We start from the raw sequence: 21,912 nt of genomic DNA on the forward strand, positions 1-21,912 counted from the left end.
CAGCCGAACCGCCCCGCGCGAAGCGCCGGGCGGTTTGTCATCGACATTTACTAGGACGTCCTAGTAAATTGGTGGCATGGACGCTGACGCGATCGAGGAAGGCCGCCGCCGCTGGCAGGCCCGTTACGACAAGGCCCGCAAGCGTGACGCGGACTTCACCACGCTCTCGGGCGACCCGGTCGAGCCGGTGTACGGCCCCCGCCCCGGGGACGCGTACGAGGGCTTCGAGCGGATCGGCTGGCCCGGCGAGTACCCCTTCACCCGGGGACTCCACCCGACCGGCTACCGGGGCCGCACCTGGACCATCCGCCAGTTCGCCGGCTTCGGCAACGCCGAGCAGACCAACGAGCGCTACAAGATGATCCTGGCCGCCGGCGGCGGCGGGCTGAGCGTGGCCTTCGACATGCCGACGCTGATGGGCCGCGACTCCGACGACCCGCGCGCGCTCGGCGAGGTCGGCCACTGCGGGGTCGCCATCGACTCCGCCGCCGACATGGAGGTCCTGTTCAAGGACATCCCGCTCGGCGACGTCACGACGTCGATGACGATCAGCGGCCCGGCCGTCCCGGTCTTCTGCATGTACCTGGTCGCCGCCGAACGCCAGGGCGTCGACCCCGCCGTCCTCAACGGCACGCTCCAGACGGACATCTTCAAGGAGTACATCGCGCAGAAGGAGTGGCTGTTCCAGCCCGAGCCCCACCTGCGCCTCATCGGCGACCTGATGGAGCACTGCGCGAGCTCCATCCCCGCGTACAAGCCGCTCTCCGTCTCCGGCTACCACATCCGCGAGGCCGGGGCGACGGCAGCGCAGGAGCTGGCGTACACCCTCGCCGACGGCTTCGGCTACGTGGAGCTCGGCCTCTCCCGCGGGCTCGACGTCGACGCCTTCGCGTCCGGACTGTCCTTCTTCTTCGACGCGCACCTCGACTTCTTCGAGGAGATCGCCAAGTTCCGCGCCGCCCGCCGGATCTGGGCCCGCTGGATGAAGGAGACGTACGGCGCGAAGACCGACAAGGCGCAGTGGCTGCGCTTCCACACCCAGACGGCGGGGGTCTCGCTCACCGCCCAGCAGCCGTACAACAACGTCGTACGGACCGCCGTCGAGGCCCTGTCCGCCGTCCTCGGCGGCACCAACTCGCTGCACACCAACGCCCTGGACGAGACCCTGGCTCTCCCCTCCGAGCAGGCCGCCGAGATCGCGCTGCGCACCCAGCAGGTGCTGATGGAGGAGACCGGCGTCGCCAACGTGGCCGACCCGCTGGGCGGTTCCTGGTACGTGGAGCAGCTCACCGACCGCATCGAGGCCGACGCCGAGAAGATCTTCGAGCAGATCAAGGAGCGCGGCACCCGCTCCCACCCCGACGGGCAGCACCCGGTGGGGCCGATGACCTCCGGCATCCTGCGCGGCATCGAGGACGGCTGGTTCACCGGCGAGATCGCCGAGTCCGCCTTCCGCTACCAGCAGGCCCTGGAGAAGGGTGACAAGCGGGTCGTCGGCGTCAACGTCGCGCACGGCTCGGTCACCGGCGACCTGGAGATCCTGCGGGTCAGCCACGAGGTCGAGCGCGAGCAGGTCCGCGAGCTGGCCGAGCGCAAGGCGGGCCGCGACGACGCCCGGGTCCGCGCCGCGCTGGACGCGATGCTGGCCGCCGCCCGCGACGGCTCCAACATGATCGCGCCGATGCTCGACGCGGTACGCGCGGAGGCGAGCCTCGGCGAGATCTGCGGGGTGCTGCGCGACGAGTGGGGCGTCTACACGGAGCCGCCCGGCTTCTGACGTACGTACGCCAGGCCGCTGCCGCCGCTAGCCGGCGGCGGCAGCGCCCAGTCCCGCGAGCAGCAGCAGCGTGAAGCGCCGGGCCCAGTCGGCGTCGACGGGCTCGGCGCTCACCAGTGTCCGGTGCACCACCGCGCCGGCGATCACATCGAAGATCAGGTCGGCCGTCAGCGTCGCCGTGGCCTCGTCCGGCTCGACGGGCAGCTCGCCGCGCTCCTGCGCCCGCCGGCGGCCCTGGAGCACCAGGCGCTTCTGCCGGTCGACGATCGAGTCCCGGATGCGGGTGCGCAGCGCCTCGTCCCGCGTCGACTCGGCGACCACCGCCATCAGAGCGGTCCGGGTCTCCGGCCGGTCGAGCAGCGCGGCGAACTGGAGCACCACCGCCTGCACATCGGCGGCCAGGCTGCCCAGGTCCGGCATCTCCAGCTCGTCGAAGAGGACCGCGACCGCGTCCACGACCAGCTCGTTCTTGCCCGCCCAGCGGCGGTACAGGGTCGTCTTGGCGACCCCCGCCCGCGTCGCCACGTCGCCCATCGTCAGCTTCGACCAGCCGAGGTCCACCAGGGAGGCCCTGGTCGCCTCAAGGATCGCCTCGTCGGCCGCGGCGCTGCGCGGACGTCCCGATCGTGCGGGTTTGGGGTGGCTGCGGCTGAGCATGCCGTGACCATACCCGTCAGTAGGTAAATCCGACCGGCCCCTCCGGCCGTGAGACAGATCACCGAACTCTCCTGTGCGCGAGGCCCTGTGGCCAGTTACGCTACGGGTCGTAGCGTAAGAACGACGGTCCCGGCCGTCGTCGCGCTGCGAACGAACGACAGCCACAGGCGCCGGGTGGGGACCGGGCGCCGAACCGGGTCTTCAGGGGCCCAGGGGCCGTGTCTGTCCGTGCGCCTCGCACACCGGCGAGGGCTGCGGACGGGCGCGGTTCGCGTATCGCTTTCCGGAACAGCGCACCGAGGGGGGAGGATGTACGTATGCAGCCTAGGAACATGTCCATGAGCGGCGTCGTCGACCTCGCCGCGGTGAAGGCGGCCGGTGAGGCCAAGGTGAAGGCGGAGCAGGCGCGTGCCGAGTCCGCCCGCCAGGGCGGCCCCGCGGCCGTACCCGCCTCCTCCCTCGTGATCGACGTCGATGAGGCGGGCTTCGAGAGCGACGTCCTCCAGCGCTCCGCCGAAGTGCCCGTCGTCATCGACTTCTGGGCCGAGTGGTGCGAGCCGTGCAAGCAGCTGGGCCCGCTCCTGGAGCGCCTGGCCCACGAGTACAACGGCCGCTTCCTGCTGGCCAAGGTCGACGTCGACGCCAACCAGATGCTGATGCAGCAGTTCGGCATCCAGGGTATTCCCGCCGTCTTCGCCGTCGTCGCCGGACAGGCGCTGCCGCTCTTCCAGGGCGCGGCCCCCGAGTCCCAGATCCGCCAGACCCTGGACCAGTTGATCCAGGTCGGCGAGGAGCGCTTCGGCCTCACCGGCATCGTGGTCGACCCGTCGGCGGCCGGCGCCGAGGCCCAGGCGGCCGCCCCGGCTCCCCCCGGCCCGTACGACAGTCTTCTGGAGGCGGCAGCGCGGGCGCTGGACGCCAATGACTTCCCCGGCGCGGTCCAGGCGTACAAGAACGTCCTGTCCGACGACCCGGCCAACAGCGAGGCCAAGCTCGGCCTCGCCCAGGCCGAGCTGCTGGCCCGGGTCCAGGCGACGGACCCGCAGCAGGTGCGCAAGGACGGTGCCGAGAAGCCGGGCGACGTGGACGCGCAGCTGGCGGCGGCCGACCTCGACCTCGTCGGCGGCCATGTCGAGGACGCCTTCGGTCGGCTCGTGGAGACGGTGCGCCGCACGTTCGGCGACGACCGCGACCGGGTGCGGCTGCGGCTGCTCGACCTCTTCGAGGTGATCGGCCCGGAGGACCCGAGGGTCGGTGCCGCGCGCACCGCGCTCGCACGCGTCCTGTTCTGAGCCGATTGGTCCGATCCGATTGTTCTGATCTGACAACACGGCCGCGACTGCCCCCGGGAGTCGCGGCCGTTTTCGCGATCAGGCGATAAGAGTGGGCTCCGCTTTACCAAATCTTGATAAAAGCGCGGGCTGTTACTCGCAGTAAATCGATCTTTGTGGTCTGTCCCGTTTCGCTCATCCTTCCTCCCTTTCGTCCGTCGCCTCGGCGCAACCGTGTGTGGCCGCTCGGTGCCGTCATGTCGTGGCCCGGTTATCGGGCCGTTACTAGCGAGTAACGAGCCCCCTTGTGCCACGGCCGGGAATGGACCACGATCGGCCACGCTCGGTCCAATAACGCCAGTCCGGCAGCCAGTCGGTGCGGCGGCTCCGTTGGGTCCCCACCGGGCGGGCCGGTGGCAGTGGCGCCGGCTCCGGACAGGGGGGTTCCTGCCGACCGGCAGGGCCTGTCCGATCAGGTCGCGCATACGCGTGACCAGTGGTTGTCGCTCGGGGGTGATCGCCGGTGATTCGGACGCGGTACACGCCTCCGTATCCGGGCGCTCTCCTTTCCGAGGACGTAGCACTTCTCCCATCCCAGGTCGGGCAGGATGCCTGACCGGAGATGTACGTCCGAGAAGGAGGAAAAATATGAGTTCCCAGGTTCGCGGTGGCACGAGATGGAAGCGTTTCGCTGTCGTCATGGTGCCGAGCGTCATAGCCACCGCCGCCGTCGGCGTCGGTCTGGCCCAGGGCGCGCTCGCCGCGTCCTTCAGCGTGTCGGGGCAGGAGTTCAAGGTCACGGCCGCCGAACTGAACGGTGAGAACTTCGTCCAGTACGGCAGCATCGCGACCGAGGGCGGCGCCGACCCCACGAAGGACGGCAAGGCGCACGCCGTGGCCGTCTCCGGGTTCAGTCACGCCACCATCACCAAGATGTGCCAGTCGGTCGTCACCCCCAACCTGCCGTTCGGGCTGGGCAGCGTGACGCTGCGGCTCACCGCCGGTGACCCGGGGAATGCCACGGGTGAGGCCAGGAAGAAGAAGCTGGTCGATGCCACCGGCCTCTACCTCGACGTCTCGGAGCTCAAGGGTGACGCCGAGTTCGGGAACATCGACATCGGTGTGCGCACGGGCGATCTGGAGAACCCGGGCGTTCAGCCGAAGGGCGGGAAGTACGTCAACCCGGACGGGTTCTCGCAGCGGGCCGAGACCGCCAAGCTGACGGGCGTGCAGCAGAAGGCGTGGGCCACCACGGCAGGAACGTTCAAGCTGCCGGGTCTGCACCTGTCGCTGTCCAAGGGCGTCAACGAGTGCTACTAGGGCACTCGCCCGGGCGGTCGGGGGCACGCAGCGGTTCCCCGGCCGCCCACCCTTCTCCTCCTCACAGCAGTACCGGTTCCCAGGGAGCTGTTTTCCATGAGCCCCGAATCCCAAGGGCAGAACGAGCACTACCTCTCCGTCGCCCGGCGAGGCTTCCGCACCTGGCGGGGTGACCGGCCGTTCTGGGCCGGACTGTTCACCATGCTGGGCGGCTTGCCCATCATGTACTTCCCGTACGCGAACATGCACCTCGGCAACGTGACGCTGGCGATGTCCACCACGGCCGGCGCCGGTTCGCTGATCATCGGTGTCCTGCTCGTCACGCTGGGCCTGACGATGTGGTTCCACAGCATCGTCCGCGTGTTCGCCGGTGTCGCGGCGATTCTGCTGGCCCTCATCTCCATACCCGTCGCCAACATCGGCGGCTTCCTGATCGGCTTCATCTTCGCCCTGCTCGGCGGCGCGCTCTCCGTGTCGTGGGCCCCGGGCGAGGCGCCGGCGGAGGAGGAGCCCGCGCAGGCCGCGGCCGCTCCCGCCGAGGAGGCCCCGGAGACCGTCTCGTTCGCGAAGGACGAGCCGCTCCCCGAGGACGCGCTCCACGGGGCGGGCATTCCCGAGCAGGCGTACGACACGAGCGTCGAGGCCGACGGCGGGAGGCATCGTGCGGGGTGACGACAAGCAGGTGAACGCCGCGGACGAGGGCGGGTTCCAGGAACGCAGAGGGCCGCGTCACGCAGCCCCGAAGAAGTCCCTGCTGACGAAGCTGCACATGCCCTCCGGCAAGAAGGCGTTCGCGCTCGCCGCGATGCCGACGGCGGTGTTCGTCGGGATGGGGCTCACCCCCAGGCTGGCGATGGCCGACGACAGCACGGACATCCCCTTCGCGCCCGGCCCCTGTGTGACCCGTTCCGACGAGCCGAGCGAGTCGGCCGACCCGTCGCCCTCCGCGTCGAAGACGCCGTCCCCGTCGGCGAGCGGGAGCAGCGAGCCGACGCCGGAGACGAGCGACAAGGCGAGCTCGAAGCCGGCGGATACCCCCTCGGCGACCGCCACGGACTCGGCGTCCGATTCGGCGTCCGACCCGGCCAAGGGCTCCGCCGCCGACACGGCCGCGAACTCCGCCGCCGACTCCGCGAAGAAGAGCACCGACTCCGCCCCGGCCGAGATTCCGGCCGCCACCCCCTCGCCCACCAAGACGACCAACCCGCTCGACCCGCTGGGCCTCGGCGACGCGCTCAAGAAGCTCTTCGAGGGCCCAGACGAGGAGGACGAGGAGACGGCGAGCCCGTCCCCGAGCGCCACCACGAAGTCCCCGAAGCCGTCGGCGTCCGCCACCGCGGAGACGACGGACAAGGCCGGGGACAAGACGGCCGGGAAGTCCACCGAGAAGACCACGGACACGGCGAAGGCCACGGACACGGCGAAGGCCACGGACACGGCGAAGGACACGGACGCGGCGAAGGACACGGCCAAGGACACGGCCGACAAGACCGCCGAAGCCATCCGCGAGGCGGCCGGCAAGGCGGGCACGACGGTCGAGGAGCTGGACGAGGACGTCAAGGGCACCGACGCCAAGAAGGACGAGGACATCCCGGACGGCGCCAAGGAGCCGTTCCCCTGCCCGACCGCGGACCCGGAGGCCCTGGCCAACGCCAACCTGGAGCAGGGCATCCCCCGGCTGCCCAACGACCCGTGGATTCTGGAGAGTTCGCTGCTCACCCTGAACGGGCTCGACTACAAGGGCATCGTCGAGGTGCAGAAGGGCGACGGCAGCACGAAGAAGGTGCTGAAGTTCACCGCGTCCTCGATCGACATCAAGGACCTCCACCAGCTGACGGTCGGCCCCCAGTCGGGCGTCACCGGCCATGTGCAGGCGCGGAAGGGCTCCACGTCCACGATCCGCAACGGCACGGTGACGATGTACACGGAGGAGCTGAAGGGCAACCTCTTCGGCCTGATCCCGATCACCTTCAGCCCGGCGACCCCGCCCCCGCTGAACGTCCCGTTCGCCTTCTTCACCAAGGTGAAGGTCACCCAGGCCGGCCAGTTCGGCGGCACGCTGACCGTCCCGGGCCTGCACAACTACTTCACCCAGGCCTCCGGCTGACGCCGCAGCGCCCCGCACGACGGCAACGGGCCGCACCCCTCGGGGTGCGGCCCGTCGTCGTACGCGGTCCTGGTCCGGTCAGCCCTGGTCCTGGCCGCCCACGTGGTGGACGCGGACCATGTTGGTGGTGCCGGGGACGCCGGGGGGTGAGCCGGCCGTGATGACCATCGTGTCGCCCGTGTTGTAGCGGCCGAGCTTCAGCAGCTCCGAGTCGACCAGGTCCACCATCGCGTCCGTGTTGTCCACGTGCGGGACGACGTGGGCCTCGACGCCCCAGCTGAGCGCCAGCTGGTTGCGGGTGGACTCGTCCGTGGTGAAGGCCAGGATCGGCTGGGCGGCGCGGTAGCGGGAGAGGCGGCGGGCGGTGTCACCGGACTTGGTGAAGGCGACCAGGGCCTCGCCGCCCAGGAAGTCCGCGATCTCGCAGGCCGCGCGGGCCACCGAGCCGCCCTGGGTGCGGGGCTTCTTGCCCGGGACCAGCGGCTGGAGGCCCTTGGAGAGCAGCTCCTCCTCGGCGGCGACGACGATCTTCGACATCGTCTTGACCGTCTCGATCGGGTACGCGCCGACCGAGGACTCCGCGGAGAGCATGACCGCGTCCGCGCCGTCCAGGATCGCGTTGGCGACGTCGGACGCCTCGGCGCGGGTCGGACGGGAGTTGGTGATCATCGACTCCATCATCTGGGTCGCCACGATCACCGGCTTGGCGTTGCGCCTGCACAGCTCCACCAGGCGCTTCTGCACCATCGGGACCCGCTCCAGGGGGTACTCGACGGCGAGGTCGCCACGGGCGACCATCACACCGTCGAACGCCATGACGACGCCCTCCATGTGCTCGACGGCCTGCGGCTTCTCCACCTTGGCGATGACGGGGACGCGGCGGCCCTCCTCGTCCATGACCTTGTGGACGTCCTTGACGTCGTTGGCGTCCCGGACGAAGGAGAGCGCGACCATGTCGGCGCCCATCCGCAGCGCGAAGCGCAGGTCGTCGACGTCCTTCTCGGACAGGGCCGGGACGTTGACCGCCGCGCCCGGCAGGTTGATGCCCTTGTGGTCGGAGATCACCCCGCCCTCGATGACGATGGTGTGGACCCGGGGGCCGTCGACGGAGACGACCTTGAGCTCGACGTTGCCGTCGTTGATCAGGATCGGGTCGCCCTTGGTCACGTCACCGGGCAGGCCCTTGTAGGTCGTGCCGCAGATCGACTTGTCCCCGGGGACGTCCTCGGCGGTGATGACGAACTCGTCCCCGCGGACCAGTTCGACCGGACCCTCGGCGAACTTCGCCAGGCGGATCTTCGGGCCCTGGAGGTCGGCGAGCACGCCGACCGCCCGCCCGGTCTCGGCGGCGGCCTTGCGGACCCGGTCGTAACGACCCTGGTGTTCCGCGTGGGAGCCGTGACTGAAGTTGAAGCGGGCCACGCTCATGCCGGCCTCGATCAGAGCGAGGAGCTGCTCATGGGAGTCGACGGCGGGGCCGAGGGTGCAGACGATTTTGGAACGGCGCATGCGCGAATCCTATCGGTTTGTTTCGCTGCGGAATATTCCGGCTGGTGGAAGATACAAAGGGGCGCGGGGGTGCTCAGTTGTCGACCAGTGCGAAGGTCTGGTTGGCGATCTCCAGCTCCTCGTCCGTCGGCACCACGGCGACCGCGACCCGTGCGTAATCCGGCGAGATCAGCCGCGGCACCCCGGACCGTACGGCGTTGAGATCCGCGTCCACCACCAGGCCGAACTCCTCCAGACCGGCGATCGCAGCCTCCCGCACCGGCGCCGAGTTCTCCCCGACCCCCGCCGTGAAGACCACCGCGTCCACCCGCCCGAGGACCGCCGAATAGGCGCCGATGTACTTCTTCAGCCGGTGGACGTAGATGTCGAAGGCGAGCGCGGCACGCGTGTCGCCCTCGTCGACCCGGCGCCGGATCTCCCGCATGTCGTTGTCGCCGCACAGCCCCACCAGGCCGCTCTTCTTGTTGAGCAGGACGTCGATCTCGTCCGCCGACATCCCCGCCACCCGCTTGAGGTGGAAGGTGACCGCCGGATCGATGTCTCCAGAACGCGTACCCATGACCAGCCCCTCCAAGGGGGTCAGCCCCATCGACGTCTCCACGCACCGCCCGCCCGCCACCGCCGAGGCGGAGGCCCCGTTGCCCAGGTGCAGCACGATGACGTTGACGTCCTCCGGCTCCTTGCCCAGCAGCTGGGCCGCCTTGCGGGAGACGTACGCGTGCGAGGTGCCGTGGAAGCCGTAGCGCCGGATGCGGTGCGCGTCGGCCGTCTCCACGTCGATCGCGTACCGCGCCGCGTACTCCGGCATCGTCGTGTGGAACGCCGTGTCGAACACCGCCACCTGCGGCAGGTCGGGGCGCAGGGCCTGGGCGGTGCGGATGCCGGTGATGTTGGCCGGGTTGTGCAGCGGCGCCACCGGGACCAGGCGCTCGATCTCCTTCAGCACCTCGTCGGTGATCACGGTCGGCTCGGTGAACCGGAGCCCGCCGTGCACCACCCGGTGGCCGATCGCCGCCAGGTCGGGGGAGTCCAGGCCGAGCCCGTCCGCGGCCAACTCGTCGGCGGCCGCCCTGAGCGCCTCGTCGTGGTCGGCGATCCGGCCCTCGCGCTCCCGGCTCCCGCCCCCGCCGCCGGCCAGCGGGGTGTGGACGAGCCGGGAGGTCTCCTCGCCGATCCGCTCGACGAGCCCGGACGCGAGCCGGGAGCGGTCGCGCATGTCGAGCAGCTGGTACTTCACGGAGGAGGAGCCGGAGTTGAGCACGAGCACCCGGCTCGGGCTCCCGGCCGCCGCCGTGCCTTCGGTGTTCGGGGTGGTCATGCGGGTCACTCCTCGTCCTGCGCCTGGATCGCCGTAATGGCCACGGTATTGACGATGTCCTGGACGAGCGCGCCCCGGGACAGGTCGTTGACGGGCTTGCGCAGCCCCTGGAGCACCGGGCCGACGGCCACGGCGCCGGCCGAGCGCTGCACGGCCTTGTAGGTGTTGTTGCCGGTGTTCAGGTCCGGGAAGATCAGGACCGTCGCCTGGCCCGCGACCTCGGACCCGGGCAGCTTGGTCGCCGCGACGCTCGGCTCGACCGCCGCGTCGTACTGGATGGGGCCCTCGATCCTGAGGTCCGGCCGGCTCTCGCGCACCCGGTCCGTCGCCTCCCGCACCTTGTCGACGTCGGCGCCGGTGCCCGAGGTCCCCGTCGAGTACGAGAGCATCGCGATCCGGGGCTCCACGCCGAAGCGGGCGGCGGTCGCGGCGGACTGGACGGCGATGTCCGCGAGCTGCTCGGCGTTCGGGTCCGGGTTGACCGCGCAGTCCCCGTACACCAGCACCTTGTCGGCGAGGCACATGAAGAAGACCGAGGAGACGATCGAGGCTCCTCCGGAGGCTTCGCCCTGGGAGGTGTCCCCCTGCTTGGTCTTGATGATCTCGAAGGCCGGCCGGATGGTCGCCGCCGTGGAGTGCACCGCCCCGGAGACCATGCCGTCGGCCAGGCCCTCCTGGACCATCAGGGTGCCGAAGTAGTTGACGTCCGAGACGACGTCGTACGCCAGCTCGACCGTCACCCCGCGGTGGGCGCGCAGCTGCGCGTACCGCTCCGCGAACGCCTGGCGCAGCTCCGAGGTCTGCGGGTCGATGAGCTGGGTGGCGGCCAGGTCGATGCCGAGGTCCGCGGCCTTCTTGCGGATGACGTCGGGGTCGCCGAGCAGGGTGAGGTCGCAGACGTCGCGCCGCATCAGGACGTCGGCCGCCCGCAGCACGCGCTCCTCGGTGCCCTCCGGCAGCACCACCCGGCGGCGGTCCGCGCGGGCCTGCTCCAGCAGCTCGTGCTCGAACATCATCGGCGTGACCCGGCCGCTGCGGGCGACCGAGATCCGGTCGAGGAGGGCGCCGGTGTCCACATGGCGCTCGAAGAGGCCGAGCGCGGTCTCCGCCTTGCGCGGGGTCGCCGCGTTGAGCTTGCCCTCCAGGGCGAAGAGTTCCCCGGCGGTGGGGAAGGAGCCGCCGGCCACCGAGACGACCGGGGTGCCCGGTGCGAGCCGTGCGGCCAGCGTGAGTATCTCCTCGCCGGGCCGCTCGTTCAGCGTCAGCAGCACACCCGCGATGGGCGGCGTGCCGGCGCTGTGCGCGGCGAGCGAGCCGACCACCAGGTCCGAGCGGTCCCCGGGCGTCACCACCAGGCACCCCGGGGTCAGCGCCTTCAGCAGGTTCGGCAGCATCGCGCCGCCGAAGACGAAGTCCAGGGCGTCCCTGGCGAGACCCGCGTCGTCGCCCAGCAGCACCGTGCCGTCCAGCGCCGCGGTGATCTGCGCGACCGTCGGCGCCGCGAGGGCGGGCTCGTCCGGCAGCACCGAGCAGGGCACCGGCAGGGTGGCGGTGAGGCGGTCCGCGATGGCCTCGCGGTCGGCCGGGGCGACCCGGTTCACGATCATGGCGAGGACGTCGCAGCCGAGCCCCGAGTACGCGCGGTAGGCGTTGCGCGTCTCGGCGCGCACCGACTCCGCGTTCTGGTCCTTGCCACCGACCACCGCGATCACCGAGGCGCCGAACTCGTTGGCCAGCCGGGCGTTGAGCGCCAGCTCGTCGGGGAGCTGGGTGGCGGCGAAGTCGGTGCCGAGGACGAGCACCACCTCGTAGTCCACGGCCACCCGGTGGAAGCGCTCGACGAGCCGGGAGACCAGTTCGTCGGTACCCTCCTCCGCCTGGATCGCGGACGCCTCGTGGTAGTCCATCCCGTAGACGCTGCCCGGGTCCTGGGACAGCCGGTAGCGGGCCCGCAGCAGCTCGAACAGCCGGTCGGGGTCGTCGTGGACCAGGGGCCGGAACACCCCGACCCGGTCCACCTGACGCGTCAGGAGCTCCATGACGCCCAGATCGACGACCTGGCGGCCGTCTCCCCGGTCGATCCCGGTCACGTACACGCTGCGCGTCACGCGTGCTCTCCCGTCATCTCTGGTCCGGTACCTTGCCCGGTTCGGGTGGTATCGCCCGTTTGACGATACCCGCGGGGGCGCAGGGGCCGCCCGCCGGACGTATGCCCCCCGCAGGCCCCCGCAGGCGGCCCCGAGCGGCCGGGAGCGCGAGGTGCGCGCCCGGCGTGGGACACTCGTCGTGACTCACGGTACGGGGGAGACGGAAGAAGCCCCCGCCCCGCATGCCAACGGACGGGCCCCAGCGAGCAGGAGATACAGCAGGATGCGCATCGGAGTTCTCACCGCAGGCGGCGACTGCCCAGGCCTGAACGCAGTGATCCGCTCGGTCGCGCACCGTGCCGTGGTCGGCCACGGCGACGAGGTCATCGGGTTCGAGGACGGCTTCAAGGGCCTCCTCGACGGTCACTTCCGCCCCCTCGACCTCAACGCGGTCAGCGGCATCCTCGCCCGCGGCGGCACCATCCTCGGCTCGGCCCGCCTGGAGCGCGACCGGCTGCGCGAAGCCGCCGAGAACTGCGCCGAGCTGAGCCGGCGTTACGGGATGGACGCGCTGATCCCGATCGGCGGCGAGGGCACGCTCACCGCGGCCCGGATGCTGTCGGACGCCGGGATGCCCGTCGTCGGGGTCCCCAAGACCATCGACAACGACATCTCGTCCACCGACCGTACCTTCGGCTTCGACACCGCGGTGGGCGTCGCGACCGAGGCCATAGACCGTCTGAAGACCACCGCCGAGTCCCACCAGCGGGTGATGGTGGTCGAGGTGATGGGCCGCCACGCGGGCTGGATCGCGCTGGAGTCCGGCATGGCCGGCGGAGCGCACGGGATCTGCCTGCCGGAGCGGAAGTTCGAGGTCGACGACCTGGTCAAGATGGTCGAGGAGCGCTTCGCGCGCGGCAAGAAGTTCGCCGTCATCTGCGTCGCCGAGGGCGCGCACCCGGCCGAGGGCTCCATGCCGTACGCCAAGGGCGAGATCGACCAGTACGGGCACGAGCGCTTCCAGGGCATCGGCAACCGCCTCGCCGTCGAGCTGGAGAAGCGGCTCGGCAAGGAGGCCCGGCCGGTCATCCTCGGCCACGTCCAGCGCGGCGGCACGCCGACCGCGTACGACAGGGTGCTCGCCACCCGCTTCGGCTGGCACGCGGTGGAGGCGGCGCACCGCGGCGACTTCGGCCGGATGACCGCCCTGCGCGGCAACGACATCGCGATGGTGCCGCTCGCCGACGCGGTCACCCAGCTCAAGACGGTCCCGCTGGACCGGATGCGCGAGGCCGAGTCGGTCTTCTGACGGCGCCGGATTCTCGGGGAGGGGCCCGCGACGCGGGCCCCTTTCCCGTTACTCCCGCGGGTCCGCCGTCTCCCAGAACCGGGGCACGATCCGGGCGAGGAAGGCCCGGCCCTCCTCGCCCGAGTTGCCCGCCCGGTCCGTGCCCGTGCTGCCCCAGCTGAGCGTGGAGACCATGAGCGCCTGGTAGTCGGCGTGCAGCCGCTCCAGTACGCCCTGGATTTGGCGCCGGTCCAGCGGCACCAGCTTGGCCACCGGCCGGGTGTACGCCTGCCAGCGCGTCGTCACCGCGCTGCGCAGCAGCTCGGCCAGCTCCTCCTCGCGCCCGGTCGCCGTCACGAAGTCGGCGGGCGTCAGCTCCAGGGCCTCGCTGAGCGCGGCGGACTGGCGCTCGTTGCCCCGCCACCGCCCCGACTCCTCCATCCGCAGATAGGCGGGGGTGGCCATCCCCACCCGCGCGGCCAGCTCGTCCGGCGCCAGCTCCCGGGAGACCCGGTGCTCGCGCAGGCTGCGCGCGGCGGTCAGCAGCTCGCCCGGGGCGCACCACAGCACCCCGGCGAGGGCGGTGAGCTCGTACTCGGTGGGGAGGGCGAGCCCGCGCTCCCAGGCGGCCACCGTCTCGGCGGTGATCCGTAGTCCGTACTGGGCGCCGAGGCCGTAGGCGACATGTCCGGGAGCCATCCCCAGGGCCTCGCGGAGGCGGCGCGCGGCGGGGGCGTTGAAAGGCGGGGAGGGGTGCACGGCCCCACCGTAGGAGGCCGGAGCCGGTCTGACTACGGTGTGTTCGCCCGGAATAGCGGCTCGTAGGAAGCTCCCAGGGCCTGTTCCGGGTCTCCCGCGGGGTGGCAAGCGGTTTCCCGCGGGGCGGGGAGAGGCTTCCCGCGGGGCCGGGAGCGGTTTCCCGCGGGGCGGTGAGGGGGCGTGGAGGTGGCGGCTCCGTGCGGCCCGCGGGCCCACGGGATCTCCCGTGAGCACGGCCTGACCACGCCCGATCCGGCGGTGAGCGAAGTGAAGGCCCGAGCCATGCGCAGCGCCCGCCGCCGGGTCTTCGCCGGTACCCACGCCAAGTTCGGCGCCGTGAGCTTCTGCCGCTTCGCCGAGGTCGGTGACTTTGAATCCATCGTCACCGACATGGGTCTGCCTTCGGCCGAGGCACAGCGCTACTCGCGTCTCGGGCCGCAGGTCATCCGCGTCTGAACAGACTGAGCGCGCGTCTGGGCGCGGGCGTCGCCCTCGCGGCCCTGCTCGCCGGCCGGGTGCGGCTCCCGAGGAGATCTGCGCACAGCCGGCCGCGGAGAACCGTCTGGTGGTGCTCACCCGCGGCGCCGATGGCAGTACGGCGTTCGCCCGGGACATGGGGCGGACATCCGCACCCGCGGTGCAGGTGGAGGTGGTCAACACGATCGGTGCGGGCGACGCGTTCATGGCTGCGGTGCTCAGCCGGCTGGCGGACGCCGGGGCGTTCCGCGACGGCGGCGCCGCACGGCTGTCGCGCGGGCGGGCCGCCGAGATGCTGGCGTTCGCCTCGCAGGTGGCGGCCTCCGTGGTCGCGCAGTCGGGGACCGAACCGTCGCGACCGCGTCCCGGCAACGGGGTCCCGGGACGGCCCGGGCCCCCGGTCAACGCCCCTCGGCCCGCCACCGGTACTGCAACTCGGGCCGCCCGACCTGCCCGTACTGCGGACTGCGCACCGCCCGCCCCACCGTCACCAGGTGTTCCAGATAGCGGCGTGCGGTGATCCGGGAGATGCCCAGCTCCAGGCCGGCTGCCGCCGCCGTCACCCCGTCCGGGGCCGCCCGCAGCACACGGGTCACCGCCTCCAGGGTCGGACCGCTGAGGCCCTTGGGGAGGCGGGCGGGCTCCGGGGCGCGCAGGGTGGCGAGCGCCCGGTCCACCTCGTCCTGGCCGCTGGCCTCTCCGGCCGCGCCGCGGAACTCGGCGTAGCGGACGAGCCGGTCGCGCAACGTGGCGAAGGTGAAGGGCTTCAGTACGTACTGGACGACGCCCAGCGAGACCCCTTCGCGGACCACGGCCAGATCGCGGGCCGAGGTCACCGCGATCACGTCCGCCGAGTGACCGGCCGCGCGCAGCGAGCGCAGCAGTCGCAGGCCGTGCCCGTCGGGCAGGTACAGATCCAGGAGCAGCAGATCGACCGGGGTTCGCTCCAGTGCCCGCACCGCCTCGGCGCGCGAGCGCGCCACGGCGGCCACGGCGAACCCCGGCACCCGGCCTACGTACAGCTGATGGGCGTCGGCGGCGACGGGATCGTCCTCGACGACCAGGACCCGGATCACGAGGCCCCCTCCGCGCGCACGCCGCCGCGTTCGGGCAGCGGCAGCCGTACGGTGAACACCGCGCCCCCGTCCGCACCCCGCTCCAGCGCCACCGTCCCGCCGCCCCGGTGGGCGGCCTGCCGGACCAGGGCCAGGCCGAGACCGCGCCCGGCGCCGTGCGTCGACCAGCCGCTGCGGAACACCTCGGCGGCGTCCGCCGGGGCGACCCCGGCCCCGTTGTCCGCGACCCGCAGCAGCAGCTCACCGTCCCCGGCGAGCGCGGTGACCGTGACCCGCCCGCGCCGGGGCGCGTCGGGTGCGCGCTGTTCGGGAACGGCCGCCTCCTGCGGGCCCGTGACCGCGTCCACCGCGTTGTCGATCAGGTTGCCGAGGACGGTCACCAGATCACGGGCGGGCAGCGTCGCGGGCAGGGCGCCGTCGTCGATCAGGCTGTCGTCGGCGAGTACCAGCTCCACGCCCCGCTCGTTGGCCTGCGCCGCCTTGCCCAGCAGCAGTGCCGCGAGGACCGGTTCGCCGACCGCGCCCACCACCCGGTCGGTGAGGGCCTGGGCCAGCTCCAGTTCCGCCGTGGCGAAGCCCACCGCCTCGTCCGCCCGGCCCAGCTCGATCAGCGAGACCACCGTGTGCAGCCGGTTCGCCGCCTCGTGGGCCTGGGAGCGCAGGGCCCGGGTGAACCCGCGCTCGGAGTCCAGCTCCCCGGACAGCGCCTGGAGTTCGGTGTGGTCGCGCAGGGTCACCACGGTCCCGCGCCGCTCGCCGCCCACCACCGGACGGGTGTTGACGACGATGACCCGGTCCGCCGTCAGGTGCACCTCGTCCACCCGCTCCTCGGAGGCGAGCAGCGCCCCGGTCAGCGGGGCCGGCAGGTCGAGATCGGCGACCCGGCGGCCGACCGTGCCCGGGGCCAGGCCGAGCAGTTCCCGGCCCGCGTCGTTGATGAGGGCGATCCGGCGCTGGCCGTCCAGCATCAGCAGTCCCTCGCGCACCGCGTGCAGGGTGGCCTCGTGGTAGTCGTGCATCCGGCTCAGCTCCGCCGCGTTCATCCCGTGCGTGTGCCGCCGCAGCCGGGCGTTGATCACGTACGTGCCGAGGCCGCCGAGCACGAGTGCCGCGCCCGCCGCGAGCGCCAGCGCGCCCAGCTGGGCCCGCACCTGAGAGGAGACCCGGTCCACCGTGATGCCCGCGCTGACCAGGCCGGTGATCCGGCCGCCGTCGCGGACCGGGGTGACCACCCGGATCGAGGGGCCGAGCGTGCCGGTGTACGTCTCCGAGAACGTCTCGCCGCGCAGCGCCCGTGCGGTGTGCCCGAGGAAGGTCTCGCCGATCCGGTCGGCGACCGGGTGCGTCCAGCGGACCCGGTCCGGACTCATGACCGTGATGAAGGCGATACCGGTGTCCTCGCGCACCCGCTCCGCGTACGGCTGGAGCGCGGCCGACGGGTCCGGGGTGCGGATCGCCTCGCGTACCGACGGCGATCCGGCCACCGCGACGGCCACCGCCCGCACCTGTCGCGTCGCCGTCTCCTCCGCCTGGCTCCGGCCCGAGACGTACGCGAAGAACGCGCACCCCGCGACCACGGCCGCCACCAGCACCACCTGCATCGCGAACAGCTGACCGGCCAGACTGCGCGGACGGGTACGGGGGAAACGCATGGCCACAGTGTGCCTGGCCGAAAACGTGTGAACGAAATGCACGTAAGGGTGACCGGCGTCACAGCGGGCGGGATAGTCGCCGGGACCCCCAGGGACGGGGGCGGGAAAAGGATGACCCGAGGAGACCCCCGTGGCAGTGGCCGCCGCCGAGCCGGACCGTACGAAGCCGGACCGTACGAAATACCTGTATCTCGCCGTGATCGTGGCGGTGGGCCTCGGCATCCTCGTGGGCTTCGTCGCTCCCGACGCCGCCGTCGAGCTCAAGCCCGTCGGCACCGGGTTCGTGAACCTGATCAAGATGATGATCTCGCCCATCATCTTCTGCACGATCGTGCTGGGCGTCGGCTCGGTCCGCAAGGCCGCCAAGGTCGGTGCCGTCGGCGGGCTCGCCCTCGGCTACTTCCTGGTGATGTCGACCGTCGCGCTGGCCATCGGCCTGGTCGTCGGCAACCTCCTGGAGCCCGGTTCCGGCCTCCACATCACCGAGGCGGTCCGCGCCGCCGGCGAGAAGCAGGTCTCGGGGGCCGGCGAGTCCACCACGGACTTCCTGCTGGGCATCATCCCGACCACCATCGTGTCCGCCTTCACCGAGGGCGAGGTCCTCCAGACCCTGCTCATCGCCCTGCTCGCCGGCTTCGCGCTCCAGGCCCTGGGTTCGGCGGGCGAGCCCGTGCTGCGCGGCATCGGGCACATCCAGCGCCTCGTCTTCCGCATCCTCGCCATGATCATGTGGGCGGCCCCGGTCGGCGCGTTCGGCGCCATGGCCGCGGTGGTGGGGGAGACCGGCGTGGACGCGCTGAAGTCCCTCGCGATGATCATGGTCGGCTTCTACGTCACCTGCGCGCTCTTCGTCTTCCTCGTACTGGGCGCGATCCTGCGCCTGGTGGCCGGGCTCAACATCTTCTCCCTGCTGAAGTACCTCGGCCGTGAGTTCCTGCTGATCCTCTCCACGTCCTCCTCCGAGTCGGCCCTGCCCCGGCTGATCGCGAAGATGGAGCACATGGGCGTCAGCAAGCCCGTCGTCGGCATCACCGTGCCGACCGGCTACTCCTTCAACCTGGACGGCACCGCCATCTACCTCACGATGGCCTCGCTGTTCATCGCCAACGCGACGGGCGACCCGCTGAGCATCGGCGAGCAGATCTCCCTGCTGGTCTTCATGGTGATCGCCTCCAAGGGCGCGGCGGGCGTCACCGGCGCCGGCCTCGCCACCCTCGCCGGCGGCCTCCAGTCGCACCGCCCGGAGCTGGTCGACGGCGTCGGCCTGATCGTCGGCATCGACCGCTTCATGAGCGAGGCCCGCGCCCTGACGAACTTCGCGGGCAACGCGGTGGCCACGGTCCTCGTCGGCACCTGGACCAAGGAGATCGACCGCGAGCGCGCCGACCGGGTCCTCTCCGGCGCGCTCCCCTTCGACGAGAAGATGCTCAACGACGAGGGCCCCGCCGAGCCGCACACCGTCCCCGAGGCCCGGGGCGGCGGCAACGACGTTCGGGACGGCGGCCACGAGGAGACGCCCGAGCCGGCGAAGGTCTGACGGCCGCCCCCGCATTCCTCCCTTGCCTTGACGCCGACGTCAAGGATTACGGTCGCGGTATGCGAATCGGGGAGCTGGCCGAACGGGCCGGGACGACGACGCGGACGCTGCGCTACTACGAGTCGCGCGGGCTGCTGCCCGCGCGGCGGGCGGTGAACGGCTACCGCACGTACGACGAGGGCGACCTGCGGCTGATTCAGCAGATCCGGACCCTCCAGGACTTCGGGTTCGACCTGGAGGAGACCCGCCCCTTCGTGGAGTGCCTGCGGGCGGGGCACCCCGCCGGGGACGCCTGCCCCGGCTCGCTCGCCGTCTACCGGCGCAAGCTCGACGAGCTCGACGCGCTCATCGAGCAGTTGCGGACGGTCCGCGCGGAGGTGGGCGCCCAGCTGGCCCGCGCCGAGCTGGAGGCCTCCGCCGAACTGCCCGGCGGCCCCGAACCACGCTGCGAACTGGGAGGATGACAGATGATCCACGTAACGGGTGTCGACGAGGTCACCGACGAGACCTTCGACGCCGAGGTGCTGGAGGAGGGGCGGCCCGTCCTGGTGGAGTTCACCGCCGACTGGTGCGGACCCTGCCGCCAGCTCGCCCCCGTCCTGGGCGCCATCGCCCAGGAGGAGGGCGAACGGCTCCGCATCGTCCAGATCGACGTCGATCACAACCCGGGGATCACCGCCCGCTACGGCGTCCTGTCGATGCCCACGCTGATGGTGTTCCGGGCGGGCGAACCGGTGAAGGCCATGGTGGGCGCCCGCCCGAAGCGGCGGCTCCTCCAGGAACTGGAAGACGTGCTCTGAGCAGACCGAGGGGCGGGGGCCACCCGGCCACCGCCCCTCGGTCCGTCACCCCGTCACCCCGTCACCCCGTCACGCGGGCTTGAACCACACCGTCGCCAGCGGCGGCAGCGTCGGCGTCACGCTCGACGCCCTGCCGTGCGCCGGTACGGCCTCCGGCTTCAGCGGCGCGTCGTTGAGCACATTGCTGCCACCGTAGCGGTCCGCGTCCGTGTTCAGGACCTCCTCCCACGCCCGGGGGCCCTCCGGCACCCCGACGCGGTAGTCGTGCCGCACCACCGGCGAGAAGTTGCAGACGGCCAGCAGCGGCGCGCCCTTCGCGTCGTGGCGCAGGAACGCGAACACGTTGTCCTCCGCCGCACCCCCGTCCACCCAGGCGAAGCCCTCCGGCAGGGTGTCGCGCTGCCAGAGCGCGGGCGTCGCCCCGTACACCCTGTTCAGATCGCTCACCAGCGTCCGCACCCCGCGGTGGTCGCTCTCCGCCGCGTACGAGGGGTCCAGCAGCCACCAGTCCGGGCCGTGCCCCTCCGACCACTCCGCGCCCTGGGCGAACTCCTGGCCCATGAACAGGAGTTGCTTGCCGGGGTGGGCCCACATGAAACCGAGGTAGGCGCGGTGGTTGGCGCGCTGCTGCCACCAGTCACCGGGCATCTTGCTGACCAGCGCCCGCTTGCCGTGCACCACCTCGTCGTGCGAGATCGGCAGCACGTAGTTCTCGCTGTACGCGTACACCATCGAGAACGTCATCTCGTTGTGGTGGTACTTGCGGTGCACCGGCTCCTTGGAGACGTACACCAGCGAGTCGTGCATCCACCCCATGTTCCACTTCAGGCCGAAGCCCAGACCGCCGTGGTCGGTGGCCCGGGTCACCCCGTCCCAGGCGGTCGACTCCTCGGCGATGGTCACGACGCCCGGATTGCGGCGGTAGACCGTGGCGTTCATCTCCTGGAGGAAGGCCACCGCGTCCAGGTTCTCCCGCCCGCCGAACTCGTTCGGCGACCAGTCGCCCTCCTCGCGCGAGTAGTCGAGGTAGAGCATCGAGGCGACCGCGTCCACCCGCAGCCCGTCGATGTGGAACTCCTCGCACCAGTACGTGGCGTTGGCGACCAGGAAGTTGCGCACCTCGGTCCGCCCGTAGTCGAACTCCAGCGTGCCCCAGTCCGGGTGCGCGGCCCGCCTCGGGTCCGCGTGCTCGTACAGCGGGCGGCCGTCGAACTCCGCGAGCGCCCAGTCGTCGCGCGGGAAGTGCGCCGGCACCCAGTCCACGATGACGCCGATCCCGGCCCGGTGCAGCGCGTCGACCAGGAAGCGGAAGTCGTCCGGCGAACCCATCCGGGAGGTCGGGGCGTAGAAGCCGGTCACCTGATAGCCCCAGGAGCCCCCGAAGGGGTGCTCGGAGACCGGCATCAGCTCCACATGCGTGAAGCCCAGGTCCCTTACGTAGGCCGGGAGTTGCTCCGCGAGCTGCCGGTAGGTCAGACCGGGCCGCCAGGACGCCAGGTGCACCTCGTACACCGAGAACGGCGCCTCGTGCACGGGTACGTTCCCGCGCTTCGCCATCCACTCCTGGTCCTGCCAGACGTGGTGCGAGGCCGTCACGACCGAGGCGTTGGCCGGCGGCACCTCGGTGTGGCGGGCCATCGGGTCGGCGCGCATCGTGTGCGAACCGTCCGGGCGGCAGACGTCGAACTTGTACAGCGCGCCCTCCCCGATCCCGGGCAGGAACAGCTCCCACACCCCGGTCGAGCCGAGCGACCGCATCGGGAAGCCCGTGCCGTCCCAGTAGTTGAAGTCACCGCAGACCCGGACGCCCCGGGCGTTGGGCGCCCACACCGTGAACCGCGTCCCGGCCACGCCCTGGTGCTCCATCGGCCGGGCACCGAGCGCGGTCCACAGCTCCTCGTGCCGGCCCTCACCGATCAGGTGCAGATCCAGTTCCCCGAGCGCGGGCAGGAAGCGGTACGGGTCGTGGATCTCGATCTCGTTGTCGTCGTACGCCACCAGCAGCCGGTACTCCGGGACCGCCGGCACCGGCAGGAGACCGGAGAACAGCCCGTCCCCGTCGTCGTGCAGCGGCGCCCGCAGCCCCTTGGCGAGCACGGTGACGGACCGGGCGAACGGGCGCAGCACCCGGATCTCCACCCCGCCGCGCACCTGGTGCGCGCCCAGCAGGCCGTGCGGGGCGTGGTGCTCGCCAGCCAGGAGCCGGCCCCGGTCCCCGGCGTCCAGCGGACCGGCCGGGCGCGGGCCCTGGCCGCCGGCGCGGCGGGGGCGGGGCGG

The 21,912-nt window shown here is 71.7% G+C and carries 17 protein-coding genes and 1 pseudogene; 10 read left to right on the forward strand and 8 right to left on the reverse strand.

Annotation, left to right across the window (positions count from 1 at the left end; genetic code table 11):
* Positions 1-76: 76 nt before the first annotated feature.
* Positions 77-1,777, forward strand: a complete 1,701-nt coding sequence (locus E6P78_RS10805) for a methylmalonyl-CoA mutase family protein (RefSeq protein WP_136203322.1) — start codon at positions 77-79, stop codon at positions 1,775-1,777.
* Between the two features lie 27 nt (positions 1,778-1,804).
* On the opposite strand, the gene E6P78_RS10810 is transcribed toward E6P78_RS10805, so the two are convergent.
* Positions 1,805-2,434 carry a TetR/AcrR family transcriptional regulator gene (locus tag E6P78_RS10810; protein ID WP_136203323.1) on the reverse strand — a complete coding sequence of 210 codons (630 nt, stop codon included), beginning with the start codon at positions 2,432-2,434 and terminating at the stop codon, positions 1,805-1,807.
* Positions 2,435-2,751: 317 nt separating this feature from the next.
* Between E6P78_RS10810 and E6P78_RS10815 the strand changes: the two genes are divergently transcribed.
* The 4 genes from E6P78_RS10815 (at position 2,752) to E6P78_RS10835 (ending at position 7,132) form a co-directional block, all read left to right on the forward strand.
* Positions 2,752-3,726: a tetratricopeptide repeat protein gene (locus E6P78_RS10815; RefSeq protein WP_168712594.1), complete on the forward strand. Its 975-nt coding sequence runs from the start codon at positions 2,752-2,754 to the stop codon at positions 3,724-3,726.
* Positions 3,727-4,353: 627 nt separating this feature from the next.
* A complete protein-coding gene (locus E6P78_RS10825; protein WP_240799134.1) occupies positions 4,354-5,025 on the forward strand; it encodes a DUF6230 family protein in 672 nt (223 codons plus the stop codon).
* 96 nt (positions 5,026-5,121) lie between these two features.
* A complete protein-coding gene (locus E6P78_RS10830; protein WP_136203324.1) occupies positions 5,122-5,697 on the forward strand; it encodes a DUF6114 domain-containing protein in 576 nt (191 codons plus the stop codon).
* Entirely contained in the window at positions 5,687-7,132 is a 1,446-nt protein-coding gene (locus E6P78_RS10835; RefSeq protein ID WP_136203325.1) for a hypothetical protein, read from the forward strand. The genes E6P78_RS10830 and E6P78_RS10835 overlap by 11 nt, the downstream gene beginning before the upstream one ends.
* A gap of 78 nt (positions 7,133-7,210) precedes the next feature.
* Here the strand turns inward: E6P78_RS10835 and pyk are convergent, their stop codons facing one another.
* From pyk to pta, 3 genes are all read right to left on the reverse strand, one after another.
* Positions 7,211-8,641 (reverse strand): pyruvate kinase, encoded by a 1,431-nt coding sequence (gene pyk / locus E6P78_RS10840; protein ID WP_136203326.1) that lies wholly within the window; start codon positions 8,639-8,641, stop codon positions 7,211-7,213.
* 73 nt (positions 8,642-8,714) lie between these two features.
* On the reverse strand, positions 8,715-9,959 hold the full coding sequence (locus E6P78_RS10845) for an acetate kinase (RefSeq protein WP_136203327.1): 1,245 nt from the start codon (positions 9,957-9,959) through the stop codon (positions 8,715-8,717).
* Positions 9,960-9,964: 5 nt separating this feature from the next.
* Positions 9,965-12,067 (reverse strand): phosphate acetyltransferase, encoded by a 2,103-nt coding sequence (pta, locus tag E6P78_RS10850; RefSeq protein ID WP_136203328.1) that lies wholly within the window; start codon positions 12,065-12,067, stop codon positions 9,965-9,967.
* A 262-nt stretch (positions 12,068-12,329) separates the two neighbouring features.
* Between pta and E6P78_RS10855 the strand changes: the two genes are divergently transcribed.
* Positions 12,330-13,355, forward strand: coding sequence for an ATP-dependent 6-phosphofructokinase (locus tag E6P78_RS10855; RefSeq protein ID WP_136203329.1), 1,026 nt, complete (start codon positions 12,330-12,332; stop codon positions 13,353-13,355).
* A gap of 48 nt (positions 13,356-13,403) precedes the next feature.
* Here E6P78_RS10855 and E6P78_RS10860 read toward each other — a convergent pair whose 3' ends face one another.
* The gene (locus E6P78_RS10860; protein ID WP_136203356.1) at positions 13,404-14,033 is read right to left on the reverse strand and encodes a helix-turn-helix transcriptional regulator; all 630 of its coding nucleotides are present in this window, start codon (positions 14,031-14,033) and stop codon (positions 13,404-13,406) included.
* A gap of 270 nt (positions 14,034-14,303) precedes the next feature.
* Here E6P78_RS10860 and E6P78_RS10865 point away from each other — a divergent pair.
* Positions 14,304-14,549 (forward strand): annotated as a pseudogene (locus tag E6P78_RS10865) (transcriptional regulator); the annotation flags it as partial.
* Positions 14,550-14,971: 422 nt separating this feature from the next.
* Here the strand turns inward: E6P78_RS10865 and E6P78_RS10875 are convergent.
* Together E6P78_RS10875 and E6P78_RS10880 are read right to left on the reverse strand one after the other, a co-directional pair.
* The gene (locus E6P78_RS10875) at positions 14,972-15,646 is read right to left on the reverse strand and encodes a response regulator (protein WP_136203331.1); all 675 of its coding nucleotides are present in this window, start codon (positions 15,644-15,646) and stop codon (positions 14,972-14,974) included.
* Positions 15,643-17,298 (reverse strand): ATP-binding protein, encoded by a 1,656-nt coding sequence (locus E6P78_RS10880; protein WP_136203332.1) that lies wholly within the window; start codon positions 17,296-17,298, stop codon positions 15,643-15,645. The genes E6P78_RS10875 and E6P78_RS10880 overlap by 4 nt, the downstream gene beginning before the upstream one ends.
* A gap of 136 nt (positions 17,299-17,434) precedes the next feature.
* Here E6P78_RS10880 and E6P78_RS10885 point away from each other — a divergent pair, with 136 nt between their 5' ends.
* From E6P78_RS10885 to trxA, 3 genes are read left to right on the forward strand one after another with little or no spacing between them, the layout of a single operon-like run.
* Positions 17,435-18,835, forward strand: coding sequence for a cation:dicarboxylase symporter family transporter (locus tag E6P78_RS10885; RefSeq protein ID WP_136203357.1), 1,401 nt, complete (start codon positions 17,435-17,437; stop codon positions 18,833-18,835).
* A 59-nt stretch (positions 18,836-18,894) separates the two neighbouring features.
* A complete protein-coding gene (locus E6P78_RS10890; protein ID WP_136203333.1) occupies positions 18,895-19,299 on the forward strand; it encodes a MerR family transcriptional regulator in 405 nt (134 codons plus the stop codon).
* 3 nt (positions 19,300-19,302) lie between these two features.
* Positions 19,303-19,635 (forward strand): thioredoxin, encoded by a 333-nt coding sequence (gene trxA / locus E6P78_RS10895; protein ID WP_136203334.1) that lies wholly within the window; start codon positions 19,303-19,305, stop codon positions 19,633-19,635.
* 69 nt (positions 19,636-19,704) lie between these two features.
* Here the strand turns inward: trxA and glgB are convergent.
* On the reverse strand, positions 19,705-21,912 hold a 2,208-nt coding region (gene glgB / locus E6P78_RS10900), incomplete at its 5' end, for a 1,4-alpha-glucan branching enzyme (protein WP_136203335.1).

This window comes from Streptomyces sp. A0958, assembly GCF_004795035.1.
In the GTDB taxonomy this organism is placed as follows: Bacteria; Actinomycetota; Actinomycetes; order Streptomycetales; family Streptomycetaceae; genus Streptomyces.

Coding starts and splice junctions, on each gene's coding strand:
- E6P78_RS10890 (WP_136203333.1), top strand. CDS start 18,895: ATGCGAATCGGGGAGCTGGCCGAACGGGCCGGGACGACGACGCGGACG.
- trxA (WP_136203334.1), top strand. CDS start 19,303: ATGATCCACGTAACGGGTGTCGACGAGGTCACCGACGAGACCTTCGAC.
- E6P78_RS10855 (WP_136203329.1), top strand. CDS start 12,330: ATGCGCATCGGAGTTCTCACCGCAGGCGGCGACTGCCCAGGCCTGAAC.
- E6P78_RS10830 (WP_136203324.1), top strand. CDS start 5,122: ATGAGCCCCGAATCCCAAGGGCAGAACGAGCACTACCTCTCCGTCGCC.
- E6P78_RS10860 (WP_136203356.1), bottom strand. CDS start 14,033: ATGGCTCCCGGACATGTCGCCTACGGCCTCGGCGCCCAGTACGGACTA.
- E6P78_RS10880 (WP_136203332.1), bottom strand. CDS start 17,298: ATGCGTTTCCCCCGTACCCGTCCGCGCAGTCTGGCCGGTCAGCTGTTC.
- E6P78_RS10815 (WP_168712594.1), top strand. CDS start 2,752: ATGCAGCCTAGGAACATGTCCATGAGCGGCGTCGTCGACCTCGCCGCG.
- E6P78_RS10845 (WP_136203327.1), bottom strand. CDS start 9,959: ATGACCACCCCGAACACCGAAGGCACGGCGGCGGCCGGGAGCCCGAGC.
- E6P78_RS10805 (WP_136203322.1), top strand. CDS start 77: ATGGACGCTGACGCGATCGAGGAAGGCCGCCGCCGCTGGCAGGCCCGT.
- pyk (WP_136203326.1), bottom strand. CDS start 8,641: ATGCGCCGTTCCAAAATCGTCTGCACCCTCGGCCCCGCCGTCGACTCC.
- E6P78_RS10825 (WP_240799134.1), top strand. CDS start 4,354: ATGAGTTCCCAGGTTCGCGGTGGCACGAGATGGAAGCGTTTCGCTGTC.
- E6P78_RS10810 (WP_136203323.1), bottom strand. CDS start 2,434: ATGCTCAGCCGCAGCCACCCCAAACCCGCACGATCGGGACGTCCGCGC.